This window comes from Pseudomonas sp. KCJK8993, assembly GCF_046230915.1.
GTDB classification, from domain to species: Bacteria; Pseudomonadota; Gammaproteobacteria; order Pseudomonadales; family Pseudomonadaceae; genus Aquipseudomonas; species Aquipseudomonas piscis.
Genome location: NZ_JBJJLO010000036.1, coordinates 1 through 14,212 on the forward strand (window position 1 = coordinate 1; position 14,212 = coordinate 14,212).

Consider the following 14,212-nt stretch of genomic DNA (forward strand, 5'->3'; position numbering starts at 1 on the left):
TACATATTTCAGAAGCTCATAAAATATGGAAAAAGGTGCATAAGTTTTACGCCTAAAGAAAAAAACCGGCCTTTGTGCCGGTTTTTTCGCCTCGTTATTTCCTCCGGTGCTATTCCTCCAGCAGAGGCAGCTCGAGGATGAAGCAAGAGCCTTGGCCCACCACGCTTTGGCAGTTGATGCGCCCCTGATGGCGGTCCATCACCGCCTTGACCATCGACAACCCCAGGCCCAGCCCATCGATGCCCCGGGCCGAGGCAAAGCGCTGGTACTGGCCGAACAACTGGGGCAAGTCCGCGGCAGCGATGCCCTGGCCTTCATCGCGGACTTCACAACGCAGCCAGCCTTCGGCGCAACTGACCGCGACGCTCACGGTGGAGCCTTCCGGGCTGTACTTGATGGCGTTCTCCAGCAAGTTGAACAACGCCCGGGTCAACAGCGACTGGTCCGCCAGCACCAGGCTCTCGGCCTGCTCGTCCAGGCTATGACGCAGTTGGATGTGCTTGAGCTGGGCCAGGGTATTGGCCTGGTCGAAGGCATCCAGCACCAGCATGGCGAACATGCTCGGCTCGAACTGATAGACCTCCGACTCGGCCTTGGCCAACTGCACGAAAGCCTCGGTCAGGGTCAGGGCCCGACGCACCTGCTGCTCGATCTGGCCGTAGACCTGCTTGGGCAGCGACGGCTGGCGCTGCTGCACATCCAGCAAGGCGAGGATCGCCGAGTGGGGCGCACGCAGGTCATGGGACAGGAACCGCAGCAGCACCCCGCGCTGCTGTTCGGCATCGCGCTCGACGCTCAGGTCGGTCAGGCTCAGCAGCCAGCCAAGCGGCGTCTCGCTGTCCACCGGCAGCAACGGCGCCAGTTCCACCCGCAGGCTGCGTTGCTGGATATCGCGGAATTCCACGCTGGGCAATTGCCCCAGGCCGGGATACTGCGCCGGCTCGGCCAGCCCCGGATACCCCAGGGCCGCTAGTTGTTCCAACAGCGAATGCCCCACCAGTGAATGCGCGAAGACTTCCCGGGCATTGCGGTTGGCCAGCAGGATCCGCCCCTCCGGATCGCTGATCAGGGTCGCCACCGGCAGGCATTCCAGGCCGTCGGCGATAAAGCGCCGGGTGTCCCGGGTCCGGCCCAGGGCCTGCTCCAGGGCGACGATCTGGCCTTGCAGCACATCGCCCACCGGTTCCTGGGGGCGCCGGCGTTCGGGCAACACCTTGGGTTCGCTGTCCAGGCGCTGCAGCTCCCAGCCGAAGTAACTCAAGATGACCTGCAGGCGCCGCCAGTTCCAGATCAGGTACGCCAGCAACATGCCCAGCAAGCTGGCCACCGGCGACCACCAGTAGCCCAGGCGCAACATCGATACCGAGCCCAGCAACGCCAGGCCCATGCAGCCCAGGGTTATCCACAGGGCATGACGCGGTCGCCAGAGCAGCAGGCCGAGCAAGGCGGCAGTCAGGATCACCGACAGCGCCACCCCCGACCACTGCCCCAGCGCCACCACGGTACGGTGCTGCAACAAGCCGTTGAGCAGGTTGGCCTGGATCTCGACGCCCGGGGTGGTGCCCTGGCTGCCGGATTGCGCGGTCACGTAGCGATCCCCCAGGCCCGGGGCCGTGGACCCCACCAGGATCAGCCGATCCCGCAGCAGCTCCGGCGGGACTTCACCGCGCAGAACGCTGACGTAGGGCACGCTGGGAAACCCCGCAGCCTTGGCGATGAAAGGGATGCGCACCGGGTTGGCCCGCAACCAGCCCCGGGTCAGCTCCGGCTCGCCGCTGCCCGGCATCCGTGGCACCAGCGTGTCGGCTTCGGTGAGCTGGTACATCAGCCAGGTCAGTTGCGCCCGGGGCGCCTGTTGCGGCCCTTCGCGCAGGTAGACGCTGCGCACCGTACCGTCGGGGTCGGCCTCGGCGTTGATATGGCCCAGGCCACGGGCGCAGTTGCGCAACGGCGTCACCGGCAGCAGCTCGCCCAGGTCCTGGTCATAACGGGCCACGCCTTCGCGCAGTACCGGCAGGAACACGTTGCCGGCACGGCACAGGGCCGCGGCCAGGCGAGTATCGTTTTCCACGGTACTGCCAGGTTCGCTGAGAATCACGTCGAACAGCACGCCCTTGGCTCCGGCCGTCGTCAGCCGATCGAGCAACTGGCCGTGGATCGCCCGTGGCCAGGGCCAGCGCCCCAACTGCTGGAGGCTGTAGTCGTCGATGGTGACCAAGAGGATCCGCGAATCCACCGACAGCGGGGTAAAGCGGCGCAGCTGGTCATAGAACAGGTTGCTCAGCGCCAGCCCATGGCTCAGGGACAGTGCCGCCGTCAGCGGCAACAAGAGCAGGCTGACCCACAGCCACTCGCGCACCAGGCGATGGAACAGCTGCTGGGCCAGGGACAGTTCACGACCGTCGCGACGACGGCTCCACAGGCTCATCGGCAACCCGTTGGCGGGTTACTGGACACGGCTGTTCCTGGGGTAATAGAAAATGTCATAGACCCCGGTTTCTCCTTCCAGGCCATGCTCGTCGAATGCCGAAAGGCGTACATGATAGAAAAACGCCTGCAACCCAGTGAAGTTGACTTGCGGGGTACTGGAGAACTGTTCCTGCTTGATGTTCAGGAAATCCTTGTCGGTAGCCACCTGGGCCCGATAGCGCCGGGCACCGGGCAATGGCTCGAGGATCAGCTGCCAGGCGGGTAGGGCACCGGTTTGCCCAGCCTGCCCCAGCAGCCGGGGCGCGGCCAGCAATTGCACCGGCTTGAGCTCGCCCTCCTTGCGCACCCGCATGCCCTGGCGCGCCATCACCTGCACTTCTGCCGGCTGCGGACCGGCCGGTTTATCCACAACCCGCTTGCGCGAACGAGGGGAGGGCGGGGTAATGGCGTCCTCGTCCCGGTTCACCGCCACCTGGCCATTGAGCACCTCCACCAGCGATTGCTGGTCATCGTTGCGCACGCGGAAGTGGGTTCCGCGTACACCCAGCACTCCCACCGGGGTCACGATCTGGAAACGGTCGTGATCGCTGTTGCGCTTGATCACGTAGGACTCGATCTGGCCCTGCTCCAATACCAGCTGGGGAATGCCGTACTGCTCGTTCAACCGCAGGGTGACCTGGGAGCTGGAGGGCAACACCACCCGCGAGCCATCGCCCAGGGACAGGCTGACGAACGCCGAGGGCGAAGTCTTCACGCTTTCCTTCTCGTCGATATCCATGCCTTCTTCCAGGGCGGTCTCGCGGCCCTTGGCGTCCAGCTTCCAGGCTTCGCCGGTCAGGTGCTCGACCGTCGCCGGCAACGGTTGGCCACGGCACTGCTGGTTATCGTCGATATAGGGCAGGCGCTTGGCTGGAGAAACGGCGGCATTGGCCATCGAGTCGGACAAGGCCAGCACCACGCCGAACAGGAGCGGGACGAACATGGCCCGGTGGCGAATAGGTAAGTACGTCATGAAATCATCGGATCCGTGGTCGCGCTCTGCTGAAGTCCGTGACATTAGAACTAGATTGTTGGCGTGCTGGCCATAGCTCTCGACCGAAACCGGTCCATAGCCTTTCATCCCTGTTGGAACGGCACAACCGCTCAAGAGCGGTTGTGCGTGCCTAGCCTTGGGTCACCGGTCGGGCCTGGGGCCCTCCGGCGCTACGGGTCAGTCCCGGCCAGTAGCGATCAGACGATAGGCCAGGGCTCCCAGGCTCGCACCCAGCAGCGGAGCGATCCAGAACAGCCAGAGTTGGGATACAGCCCACTCGCCGGCAAAAAATGCTACTGCGGTACTGCGGGCTGGGTTGACCGAAGTATTGGTGACCGGAATGCTGATCAAGTGGATCAACGTCAGGGTCAGGCCAATGGCGATCGGGGCGAAACCGGGAGCGGCACGCTTGGAGGTGGCGCCCAGGATGACCAGCAGGAACATCGCCGTCAGCACCACTTCACACAGCAGGGCCGCGAGCATCGAGTAACCGCCTGGCGAGTGCTCGCCATAGCCGTTGGCGGCAAAACCGGCCGAAGCGTCGAAACCGGCCTTGCCCGAGGCGATCAGGAACAATACCGCACCGGCTGCCAGGCCACCGAGCACCTGGGCGACGATGTACGGCAACAGGCGGTTACCCGGGAAACGTCCGCCTAACCACAGGCCCAGCGACACCGCCGGGTTGAAGTGCGCGCCGGAAATCGGCCCCACGGCATAGGCCATGGTCAAGACGCTGAGGCCAAAGGCCAGGGCGACGCCCAGGTAGCCAATGCCCAATTGTGGAACGCCGGCAGCCAGTACGGCACTGCCGCAACCGCCCAGCACCAACCAGAACGTACCAAAGAATTCCGCGCCGAGTGTTTTCATCAGAGGCCTTCACAGATGTTCGAAATGAGAGGGAGAGTGGTGAGATCGCCGACAAACAGCGCAGGAGGGAGACACATCCTTGTGTCGAGTATTACGTCCTGAGGAGGCACTCCCTGTTTTCCCCTGTACGGTGAATCGAAGCGAGCTTCGGTCCGCAGCCGCCAAACCGGCGGATGACACTCCTTGTGTCGGAGCACTTCCGATTGCCCCCGTGTGCCACTCAGCGAGTGCGAATTTACCGGTAGGACGCAGCCTGGTGTCGCTTTGCAATATTTCTTCAGAATGTTCGGGCCCATGGCTAGAACACCCACCGTTGCTGGTCCTGGTACACCACCGACGGCGCAATGGTCGCGGGGGCGAAGCCCGGTGAATCACTGAAGCCGACCTGATCCACCGAGGGACTGAAATAACGCTGCACCGGAAGGTCGTAGTGCGGGGTCGACGGAACGACGGTAGCGGTAGAAAAAGCTTCGCCCCCCAAGAACGCAGCAAGAGACAGGGTGACGAACTTCGCCAGATCCGCGCCTCTGGAGATTTTTTTCCACCCCATATCCATCATCCCCGACATGTTGCCCATTGCCCTTTTCCTTGCTCGTTCGAGCCGGTATCGTCCTTCCAGGAGTTCGGCGCTGAGGATGCTCCCAACAGCTACCGGCTATTTGATATCAGCGTACCGAGGGAGCAGCGCCCCGAGAGCAATTCGCCACAATTGTTCAGATTCGCCCCCGGCGCCTAAACTTCCCCCAGCCCGAGGCATGCCTCGGACCGCATTCACCCCCCTAAGGACCTGCCTCGCATGCGTGTCGCGATACTGGATGACGAACCCGCAGAACTGGCGCGGGTGGAACAGACACTGCGAGATATCCCCGGGCCAGGCGAACAACCCTGGACCCTGCACCGTTTCGAACGCGGCGAAGACCTGCTGCGCCAGCTACGGCGGGAAACCTTCGACCTGATGATCCTCGACTGGCAAGTACCGGACCTCAGCGGCCTGTCGCTCTTGCGCTGGACCCGGGAGCACATGGACTCGCCACCGGCCGCCATCATGCTCACCAGCCGTGATGCCGAGAGCGATATCGTCCAGGCCCTCAACACCGGCGCCGACGACTACCTGAGCAAGCCCTTCCGTCCCAACGAGCTCAAGGCCCGGGTCAACGCGGTGCTGCGCCGTCATGGCCTGCAGCGCAGCAACAGCGAGGAAGTGCTGAACTTCAACGACCTTTCATTCGACGACGCCGAGCTGACGGTGACCCGCGCCGGCGCGCCCATCAGCCTGACCGAACGCGAGTACCGCCTGGCCCGTTGCCTGTTCGCCAACCTGGGCCGGCCGTTGTCCCGAGAATACTTGTACGAGCGGTTCTGGACCCATGAGGAAATTCTTTCCTCCAGGCCCCTGGATACCCACATCTACCGGCTGCGTAACAAGCTGGGGCTGACTGCGGAGCGGGGCTGGCAGTTGTTGACCATCTACGGTTATGGCTACCGCCTGGAAAGCGTCACGTCCCCTGGCGAGCAGGACAACTGACTGCGTGCCGCCATAAGCGGCTCGATATCATTCCGGGTCCTGCCAGACATCTTCGTAACCGGCGCGGTCGATGATGAAACACGTCCCGCTCGGCAGATACAGATAATCGATCACCTCCGGCAACAACTCGGCCAAGTGCTCGGCGCACAAGGGTTGGTAGAAATCCACAGCGGTGGAATGTTCGCCGCAATGGATAAACCAACTGACCGTACCGTTCTCTGGCAACTCGATCCTTGTGCCATAGATGGGCGAGTGCGCAAGGGAGCCGGTGGCCAGTGCAATCATCGGCTCCGGCGCCTGGGGGGCGAGGTCGTAGCGTTCACAGATCAGCTGCTGTCTTTCGTTCATTGGCCCAGCCATCAAGGGGAAACAGGGAGGTCCTGCCCAGCGCAAAGACCTGTTCGAGTGCAACCGCGTCGTCGCTGTCACCGTCCTCGAAACACCTGAAACGGTGCCCCCGCAGTGCCCGATCCAGGCACTCGTGCATGCCGCGGTTCGGAACAGCAGCTCCATCCAGAGCGCCTGGTCGCTCTCGAAGGTCAGGCGCAGATCATAATCGGCGCTGCTGCCCAGGCCTGGGTCCTTGAACTCGACTACCTGCTCTGCCGCCTGCACCCAGTCCGCATTGCCGCGCAGCTTATCCATGACCTGCCATGCGCCCAGCCATGCCAGCCCGGGCCGGATGAATGGATGAGGGATTGAACAATTTGCCAATAAAAAAGGCCAACGCAAGCGTCGGCCTTTTTATTTTCAGCTGTGTCCCCTGATCAGAAGTCCAGGTTGGACACTGCCAGGGCGTTGCTTTCGATGAAGTCGCGACGAGGTTCGACCGCATCACCCATCAGGGTGTTGAAGATCTGGTCGGCGGCGATGGCATCTTCCACAGTGACCTTGAGCATGCGGCGCATGGTCGGGTCCATGGTGGTTTCCCACAGCTGGTCAGGGTTCATCTCGCCCAGACCTTTGTATCGCTGGATGGTGTGGCGCTTGGTGCTTTCGGCCATCAGCCAGTCCAGGGCTTCCTTGAACTCGGTCACTGGCTTCTTGCGCTCGCCACGTTGCACGTAGGCGCCTTCATCCAGCAGGGTGCTCAGCTGAGCGCCAAGGGATACGACGGTCTTGTAGTCGTTGCTGCCGAAGAAGTCGCGGTTGAAGGTGACGTAGCTCGACAGGCCGTGGGAAATCAGCTCGACCTCTGGCAGCCAGACATTACGCTCGCGGTCTTCGCGCAGGCTGGCCTTGTAGACCAGGCCCGACTTCTCGGAACTGCGCAGGCGGGCGTCGTACTTGGCCAGCCATTCCTGCATGGCGGCGTGGTCGGACAGTTGCTCCAGGCTCACCGGTGGCAGGTAGATGAAGTGCTCGGTCAGCTCCTGTGGGTACAGGCGCGACAGGCGCTTGAGGGTCTTCATCACCATGCGGAAGTCATTGACCAGGCGCTCCAGGGCTTCGCCGGAGATGCCTGGGGCGTCTTCGTTCAAGTGCAGGCTGGCATCTTCCAGAGCCGACTGGGTCATGTAGTCTTCCATGGCGTCGTCGTCTTTGATGTATTGCTCTTGCTTGCCTTTCTTGACCTTGTACAGCGGAGGCTGGGCGATATAGATGTAGCCGCGCTCGATCAGCTCCGGCAGCTGGCGGAAGAAGAAGGTCAGCAGCAGGGTACGGATGTGCGAACCGTCGACGTCAGCATCGGTCATGATGATGATGTTGTGATAGCGCAGCTTGTCGATGTTGTACTCTTCGCGGCCGATGCCACAGCCCAGGGCGGTGATCAGGGTGCCGACCTCCTGGGAAGAGATCATCTTGTCGAAGCGGGCCTTCTCGACGTTGAGGATCTTGCCCTTGAGCGGCAGGATCGCCTGGGTCTTGCGGTTACGGCCCTGCTTGGCAGAACCGCCCGCGGAGTCACCCTCCACCAGGTAGAGTTCGGACAGCGCTGGATCCTTCTCCTGGCAGTCAGCCAGCTTGCCTGGCAGGCCGGCGATATCCAGGGCGCCTTTGCGGCGGGTCATTTCACGAGCCTTGCGCGCAGCTTCACGAGCCCGGGCGGCGTCGATCATCTTGCCGACCACCAGCTTGGCTTCGTTGGGGTTTTCCAGCAGGAAATCGGAGAAGTACTTGCCCATCTCCTGCTCGACCGCGGTCTTCACTTCGGAAGACACCAGCTTGTCCTTGGTCTGGGAGCTGAACTTCGGATCCGGCACCTTCACCGAGATGATCGCGGTCAGGCCTTCACGGGCGTCGTCACCGGTGGTGGCGACCTTGTGCTTCTTGGCCAGGCCTTCCTGCTCGATGTAGTTGTTCAGGTTACGGGTCAGGGCCGAACGGAAGCCCACCAGGTGGGTACCGCCGTCACGCTGGGGAATGTTGTTGGTGAAGCACAGCAGGCTTTCGTTGAAGCTGTCGTTCCACTGCAGGGCGACTTCCACGCCAATGCCATCGTCACGTTGGACGTTGAAGTGGAACACCTGGTTCACCGCAGTCTTGTTGGTGTTCAGGTATTCGACGAAGGCACGCAGGCCACCCTCGTACTTGAACAGCTCTTCCTTGCCGGTGCGCTCGTCCTTGAGGACGATGCCGACGCCGGAGTTGAGGAAAGACAGTTCGCGGATCCGCTTGGCCAGGACATCCCAGCTGAAGTGGATGTTCTTGAAGGTCTCGGCCGAAGGCTTGAAGTGGATCTGGGTACCGGTGGTCTCGCTGTCGCCAACGATCTTCATCCGCTCCTGGGGTACGCCATGGACATAGGTCTGTTCCCAGATCTTGCCGCTACGACGAACGGTAAGCACCAGTTCCTCGGACAAGGCGTTCACCACCGACACCCCCACGCCGTGCAGGCCGCCGGAAACCTTGTAGGAGTTGTCGTCGAACTTACCGCCGGCGTGCAGTACGGTCATGATGACCTCGGCTGCGGAAACGCCTTCTTCCTTGTGCACATCCACCGGGATACCGCGACCGTTGTCGCGTACGGTGATGGATTCGTCCGGGTGGATGATGACGCTGATGTCGTCGCAATGGCCGGCCAAAGCTTCGTCGATCGAGTTGTCGACCACCTCGAACACCATGTGGTGCAGACCGCTACCGTCATCGGTGTCGCCAATGTACATACCGGGACGTTTGCGTACGGCATCCAAACCTTTCAGCACCTTGATGCTGTTCGAGTCGTACGTATTTTCTTCGCTCATGCCTTCACTCCCGATGGTCGTGGGTCTGGGTGATACGGCCTTGTTCCACGTGGAACAAAGCAACTGGCGTTTCCGTCTGCCAGCCTTCCCTCAATAATTCGTGGTCTACACAGGTGATGAACACCTGGCAGCGTAAGTCTTCCAACAAGCGGCAAAGTGCGCGGCGGTGCTGCTCGTCCAACTCGGACGGCAAGTCGTCCACCAGATAAATACACTGACCGCGGCGGGCCTGGCTGACCAGGTGCCCCTGGGCGATACGCAAGGCGCAGACCACCAGCTTCTGCTGGCCCCGGGACAAGATGTCCGCGGCGTTATGTCCGCCTAGGCGCAAGCGCAAATCAGCGCGTTGCGGGCCAGCCTGGGTATGGCCCATTTGCTGATCACGGTGCAGGGCTGTCGCGAGGACTTCACTCAGCTCGCGGTCCTTGTCCCAGCCACGGTAATAGCTAAGCGTCAGGCCCTCGAGCTCCAGCAGTTCGCTCAAGGTCCGCTCAAAGACTGGTTTCAAGGCTTTGATATAGGCGCGGCGGTATTCATCGATTTCAGCGCTGGCCTGGCACAGTTCCCGGTCCCAGGCCGCTTGCGAAGCGGCGTCAAGTGTACCATGCCGCAGCCATGAGTTCCGCTGCCGCAGGGCCTTCTGCAAGCGCTGCCAGGTGGACATGAAGCGAGGTTCCACATGGAACACTCCCCAATCCAGGAACTGTCGGCGGATCTTCGGCGCCCCTTCCAGCAAGCGGAAGCTGTCGGGGTTGATCAACTGCAGCGGCAGGATTTCCGCCAGCTGCGCCGCGCTGCGGGCATTCTGGCCGTCGATACGGATCTGGAACTCCCCCTGGCGGTCACGGGATATCCCCAGGTTGCTATGGCCGCCCTCCGACAGCTCGACCTGGCCGAACACCGTACACGCCAGCTGCTCGTACTGGATGACCGGCAACAGGCGCGCACTGCGAAACGAGCGGGCGAGCCCCAGCAGGTGGATGGCTTCCAGCACGCTGGTCTTGCCACTGCCGTTGGCGCCGTAGAGGAGGTTGATGCGGGGGGAGGGGGAGAAGGTCACCGGGTGCAGATTGCGCACCGCGGTGACCGAGACGCGACTGAGGGACATCTAGCTTCTGCTGAGCATGTTTACAGGCGCATCGGCATGACAACGTAAGCCGAGTCGTCGTTGTCGGACTCTTGCAACAGCGCACTGCTATTGGAGTCGGACAGGATCAGGCGAACCTGCTCTGTGGTCATCACGCCCAGCACATCCAGCAGGTAGCTGACGTTGAAGCCGATCTCCAGTGAACCGCCGTTGTACTCCACGCCCACTTCTTCTTCCGCTTCTTCCTGCTCCGGGTTGTTGGCCTGGATCTTCAGTTGGCCGTTGGCCAACTGCAGGCGGATACCGCGGTACTTCTCGTTGGACAGGATCGCGGTACGGCTGAAGGCCTCGCGCAGGACCTGGCGGTCGCCCAGTACCAGCTTGTCGCCGCCTTTTGGCAGTACACGCTCGTAGTCCGGGAACTTGCCGTCCACCAGCTTGGAGGTGAAGGTGAACTCACCGGTGGTGGCGCGGATGTGGTGCTGGCCCAGGACGATACTGACGTTGCCATCCGGCTCGGTGAGCAGGCGGGCCAGTTCGAGGATGCCTTTGCGCGGCACGATTACCTGGTGACGATCTTGCTGGCCGATGTCGGCTTGCATCGAGCACATGGCCAGGCGATGGCCATCGGTGGCCACGGCGCGGATGATGCCGGCGGAGACTTCCAGCAACATGCCGTTGAGGTAGTAGCGCACGTCCTGCTGGGCCATGGCGAAGCTGGTGCGTTCGATCAGTCGGCGCAGCTTGCTCTGCTCCAGCTGGCAGGTCAGGGAGCCTGGGCCTTCTTCCACGGTAGGGAAGTCGTTGGCCGGCAGGGTCGATAGGGTGAAGCGGCTACGGCCGGCCTTCACCACCAGCTTCTGCTCGTCGACCTTGATGTCGATCAGGGCGTCGTTGGGCAGGCTCTTGCAGATGTCCATCAGCTTGCGCGCGGGAACAGTGATTTCCCCTTGCTCGGCTGGTTCTTCAAGTTGCACGCGACCGACCAGTTCGACTTCCAGGTCGGTACCGGTCAGCGACAACTGCTGGCCCTCGACAACCAGCAGCACGTTGGAAAGCACCGGCAAGGTCTGGCGGCGTTCGACGACGCCGGCGACCAGTTGCAGGGGTTTCAACAGGGCTTCGCGTTGAATGGTGAAATGCATGGTCTAGTCCCTTGCCTTAATAAGCTGCGTTGGAATCATCAAGTGGTCAGGGTACGCAGCAGGTTCTTGTAGTCCTCGCGGATGTCCGCGTCGGATTCCTTAAGTTCATTGATCTTGCGGCAGGCGTGCAGGACCGTGGTGTGGTCGCGGCCGCCGAACACATCGCCGATTTCCGGCAGGCTGTGGTTGGTCAATTCCTTGGACAAGGCCATGGCCACCTGGCGTGGGCGGGCGACAGAGCGCGAACGCCGCTTGGACAGCAGGTCGGAAATCTTGATCTTGTAGTACTCGGCGACGGTGCGCTGGATGTTATCCACAGACACCAGCTTGTCCTGCAACGCCAGCAGGTCCTTCAGGGATTCGCGAATCAGCTCGATGGTGATGTCGCGACCCATGAAGTGCGAGTGGGCAATCACCCGCTTGAGCGCGCCTTCCAATTCGCGGACGTTGGAGCGGATCCGCTGGGCGATGAAGAACGCCGCATCGTGAGGCAACTCGACCTTGGCCTGGTCGGCCTTCTTCATCAGGATCGCCACCCGGGTTTCCAGTTCCGGCGGTTCTACTGCCACCGTCAGGCCCCAGCCGAAGCGGGACTTGAGACGCTCTTCCAGGCCCTCGATCTCCTTCGGATAACGGTCGCTGGTGAGAATCACCTGTTGGCCGCCTTCGAGGAGGGCGTTGAAAGTGTGGAAGAACTCTTCCTGGGAACGCTCTTTACGCGCGAAGAACTGGATATCGTCGATCAGCAGTGCGTCCACCGAACGGTAGAAGCGCTTGAATTCGTTGATGGCGTTGAGCTGCAACGCCTTGACCATATCCGCCACGAAGCGCTCGGAATGCAGGTACACGACCTTGGCATTCGGGTTCTTCTTCAGCAGGTGGTTACCCACGGCATGCATCAAGTGGGTCTTACCCAGGCCGACGCCCCCGTAAAGGAAGAGCGGGTTGTAGCCATGCTTGGGGTTGTCCGCTACCTGCCAGGCCGCGGCACGGGCCAGTTGGTTGGACTTGCCCTCGACGAAGTTCTCGAAGGTGAAGGTGCGGTTCAGGTAGCTGGTGTGCTTGAGCGCACCTTCCACCTGGACGGTGCGCTGTTCGGTGCGTACCGGAGCCTGTTGCGAACTGGCCCCCGCCATGGGGTCGAAGCTGTCTCGAGAGGGTTCTTCGCTGGTTTGCTCGGCCTTCTGCTCGACGGCCTGCTTGGCCGGGACAGGAACCGGCGCCGAAGCTGGCGCTACAGGCTCCGCCGCTGCCTTGGCCGCAGCGGCTGCCTGCAACGCCTGGGAGGCAGCTGCGGCCAACGGCGCATTGGGCGCGGCGCGCGGCGCCGAGCTGCGCTTGCTGCCTATTAATAAGGAAAGAACCGGCGCCATACCGTTGCCGTGTTCATCCAGCAACTCGAGCACACGGCCCAGGTACTTTTCATTGACCCAATCGAGAACGAAACGATTCGGTGCGTAGACACGCAACTCGTCGCCTTCGGCTTCGACCTGTAGCGGACGGATCCAAGTGTTGAATTGTTGGGCAGGCAGCTCATCACGCAGAAGCTCCACGCACTGCTGCCAAAGTTCCACTGACACGGATATCCCCTGAGTTGAAAGCCGGTGAGGCAAAAACAAGCGGCCATTGTAACGGTCGGCCGTCCACTTATCCACATGTAGCGTGCCTCTCGCGCACTAAGAATCAATGCGTTAAGTCGAATAAACACGACCAGCGGTATGTGCATAAGCTCTGTGGATAACCCCGCTTGAGATCTATGCACAACTCGGGGCCAAACCCAGTGGATAAATCACCTGTGGATAACAAATCTTTCCGCACACAGCTTTTCCGTCCTCGCAGCACAGGTAGAGCACGGTTTCTCAACCGTGTTGTTATCCTCTGTACAGACCGAAATAGAAGGGCTGAAGCTAGTTATCCACAGACGGAGCCTTGCTAAGCTTCTATAAGCTTTACAGAAAAGCTTTAAATACTTTCCTTCTCTATTTTTATATCTGGCTGAACCCGGTTCACAAGCCCGAAATCCGGACATACATAGATAAAGGAAACCTTGGTTGGAAATTGACCTAGAGGCTTGCTTTCTCTAGAATCGCCGATCTCTTAAAACGGGGGCCATTCCGGCCCGTTGTGGACGAACCAGGTAACACGACATGAAACGTACTTTCCAACCAAGCACTATCAAACGCGCTCGTACCCACGGTTTCCGTGCTCGCATGGCTACCAAGAACGGTCGTGCCGTCCTGTCGCGTCGTCGCGCCAAAGGTCGTGCGCGTCTGGCAGTTTGATAATCCGGCACTGGAGGTGAGTCAGGACTTCAGTCGGGAAAAGCGTCTGCTTACTCCTCGACACTTCAAGGCAGTCTTTGACTCCCCTACCGGCAAGGTTCCGGGGAAGAATCTCCTGCTCCTTGCACGCGACAACGATCTTGATCATCCCCGCCTGGGGCTCGTGATCGGAAAGAAGAGCGTGAAGCTCTCCGTTGAACGCAATCGTCTCAAACGTCTAATGCGCGAATCGTTCCGTCTTCACCAGGATTCACTGGTTGGGTGGGACATCGTTATCGTCGCGCGCAAAGGTTTGGGCGACGTAGAAAACCCTGAATTGATCCAGCATTTCGGTAAACTCTGGAAACGCCTGGCCCGCAACAAGCCGGCATCCGCAGCCAAATCCGAAACTGTAGGGGTAGACAGTCCCGATGCGTAAACTGGCACTCGTTCCGATCCAGTTTTACCGCTACGCCATTAGTCCTCTGATGGCCGATCACTGTCGTTTTCACCCCAGTTGTTCCTGCTACGCGTTGGAAGCCATCGAAACCCATGGCCTTCTGCGCGGTGGTTGGCTGACCTTTCGTCGTTTAGGTCGCTGTCATCCATGGAATCCCGGTGGCTATGACCCGGTTCCACCTATCCCCACCTCCCGTTCTTCTTCGATGGCCGAGTAATC

Annotated in this window: 13 protein-coding genes; 4 read left to right on the forward strand and 9 right to left on the reverse strand. The window is 61.1% G+C overall.

Features of this window, described 5'->3' with window-relative positions:
- Window positions 1-109: 109 nt before the first annotated feature.
- The 4 genes from ACK6AU_RS13860 to ACK6AU_RS13875 form a co-directional block, all read right to left on the reverse strand.
- Window positions 110-2,428, reverse strand: a complete 2,319-nt coding sequence (locus ACK6AU_RS13860; RefSeq protein WP_409299629.1) for a CHASE2 domain-containing protein — start codon at window positions 2,426-2,428, stop codon at window positions 110-112.
- A gap of 18 nt (window positions 2,429-2,446) precedes the next feature.
- Window positions 2,447-3,442: a FecR domain-containing protein gene (locus tag ACK6AU_RS13865; protein WP_185696746.1), complete on the reverse strand. Its 996-nt coding sequence runs from the start codon at window positions 3,440-3,442 to the stop codon at window positions 2,447-2,449.
- 198 nt (window positions 3,443-3,640) lie between these two features.
- Window positions 3,641-4,330: an aquaporin Z gene (aqpZ, locus tag ACK6AU_RS13870; RefSeq protein ID WP_409299630.1), complete on the reverse strand. Its 690-nt coding sequence runs from the start codon at window positions 4,328-4,330 to the stop codon at window positions 3,641-3,643.
- A 298-nt stretch (window positions 4,331-4,628) separates the two neighbouring features.
- Complete coding sequence (locus ACK6AU_RS13875) at window positions 4,629-4,907, reverse strand: hypothetical protein (RefSeq protein ID WP_409299631.1); 279 nt, start codon at window positions 4,905-4,907, stop codon at window positions 4,629-4,631.
- 219 nt (window positions 4,908-5,126) lie between these two features.
- On the opposite strand from ACK6AU_RS13875, the gene ACK6AU_RS13880 reads away from it, so the two are divergent.
- Complete coding sequence (locus ACK6AU_RS13880) at window positions 5,127-5,855, forward strand: response regulator transcription factor (protein ID WP_185696749.1); 729 nt, start codon at window positions 5,127-5,129, stop codon at window positions 5,853-5,855.
- 27 nt (window positions 5,856-5,882) lie between these two features.
- Here the strand turns inward: ACK6AU_RS13880 and ACK6AU_RS13885 are convergent, their stop codons facing one another.
- From ACK6AU_RS13885 to dnaA, 5 genes are all read right to left on the reverse strand, one after another.
- Complete coding sequence (locus ACK6AU_RS13885; RefSeq protein WP_185697249.1) at window positions 5,883-6,203, reverse strand: hypothetical protein; 321 nt, start codon at window positions 6,201-6,203, stop codon at window positions 5,883-5,885.
- A gap of 419 nt (window positions 6,204-6,622) precedes the next feature.
- Window positions 6,623-9,040, reverse strand: a complete 2,418-nt coding sequence (gene gyrB / locus ACK6AU_RS13890) for a DNA topoisomerase (ATP-hydrolyzing) subunit B (protein ID WP_185696750.1) — start codon at window positions 9,038-9,040, stop codon at window positions 6,623-6,625.
- Between the two features lie 4 nt (window positions 9,041-9,044).
- Complete coding sequence (recF, locus tag ACK6AU_RS13895; RefSeq protein WP_022638828.1) at window positions 9,045-10,148, reverse strand: DNA replication/repair protein RecF; 1,104 nt, start codon at window positions 10,146-10,148, stop codon at window positions 9,045-9,047.
- A 20-nt stretch (window positions 10,149-10,168) separates the two neighbouring features.
- Window positions 10,169-11,272 carry a DNA polymerase III subunit beta gene (gene dnaN, locus ACK6AU_RS13900; protein ID WP_185696751.1) on the reverse strand — a complete coding sequence of 368 codons (1,104 nt, stop codon included), beginning with the start codon at window positions 11,270-11,272 and terminating at the stop codon, window positions 10,169-10,171.
- A 38-nt stretch (window positions 11,273-11,310) separates the two neighbouring features.
- A complete protein-coding gene (gene dnaA / locus ACK6AU_RS13905; protein ID WP_185696752.1) occupies window positions 11,311-12,852 on the reverse strand; it encodes a chromosomal replication initiator protein DnaA in 1,542 nt (513 codons plus the stop codon).
- A gap of 567 nt (window positions 12,853-13,419) precedes the next feature.
- On the opposite strand from dnaA, the gene rpmH reads away from it, so the two are divergent.
- Genes rpmH through yidD form a run of 3 tightly spaced genes read left to right on the forward strand, consistent with a single transcriptional unit; the run spans window position 13,420 to window position 14,210 of the window.
- The gene (gene rpmH, locus ACK6AU_RS13910; RefSeq protein ID WP_003213577.1) at window positions 13,420-13,554 is read left to right on the forward strand and encodes a 50S ribosomal protein L34; all 135 of its coding nucleotides are present in this window, start codon (window positions 13,420-13,422) and stop codon (window positions 13,552-13,554) included.
- Between the two features lie 16 nt (window positions 13,555-13,570).
- Window positions 13,571-13,972, forward strand: coding sequence for a ribonuclease P protein component (gene rnpA / locus ACK6AU_RS13915; RefSeq protein WP_409299643.1), 402 nt, complete (start codon window positions 13,571-13,573; stop codon window positions 13,970-13,972).
- Complete coding sequence (yidD, locus tag ACK6AU_RS13920; protein ID WP_083235628.1) at window positions 13,965-14,210, forward strand: membrane protein insertion efficiency factor YidD; 246 nt, start codon at window positions 13,965-13,967, stop codon at window positions 14,208-14,210. The genes rnpA and yidD overlap by 8 nt, the downstream gene beginning before the upstream one ends.
- The last annotated feature ends 2 nt before the right edge of the window (window positions 14,211-14,212 follow it).

Bases quoted from the DNA above. Each gene is read 5' to 3' on its own strand.
- ACK6AU_RS13860 (WP_409299629.1), bottom strand. From the start codon at position 2,428: ATGAGCCTGTGGAGCCGTCGTCGCGACGGTCGTGAACTGTCCCTGGCC.
- ACK6AU_RS13865 (WP_185696746.1), bottom strand. From the start codon at position 3,442: ATGACGTACTTACCTATTCGCCACCGGGCCATGTTCGTCCCGCTCCTG.
- aqpZ (WP_409299630.1), bottom strand. From the start codon at position 4,330: ATGAAAACACTCGGCGCGGAATTCTTTGGTACGTTCTGGTTGGTGCTG.
- ACK6AU_RS13875 (WP_409299631.1), bottom strand. From the start codon at position 4,907: ATGGGCAACATGTCGGGGATGATGGATATGGGGTGGAAAAAAATCTCC.
- ACK6AU_RS13880 (WP_185696749.1), top strand. From the start codon at position 5,127: ATGCGTGTCGCGATACTGGATGACGAACCCGCAGAACTGGCGCGGGTG.
- ACK6AU_RS13885 (WP_185697249.1), bottom strand. From the start codon at position 6,203: ATGAACGAAAGACAGCAGCTGATCTGTGAACGCTACGACCTCGCCCCC.
- gyrB (WP_185696750.1), bottom strand. From the start codon at position 9,040: ATGAGCGAAGAAAATACGTACGACTCGAACAGCATCAAGGTGCTGAAA.
- recF (WP_022638828.1), bottom strand. From the start codon at position 10,148: ATGTCCCTCAGTCGCGTCTCGGTCACCGCGGTGCGCAATCTGCACCCG.
- dnaN (WP_185696751.1), bottom strand. From the start codon at position 11,272: ATGCATTTCACCATTCAACGCGAAGCCCTGTTGAAACCCCTGCAACTG.
- rpmH (WP_003213577.1), top strand. From the start codon at position 13,420: ATGAAACGTACTTTCCAACCAAGCACTATCAAACGCGCTCGTACCCAC.
- yidD (WP_083235628.1), top strand. From the start codon at position 13,965: ATGCGTAAACTGGCACTCGTTCCGATCCAGTTTTACCGCTACGCCATT.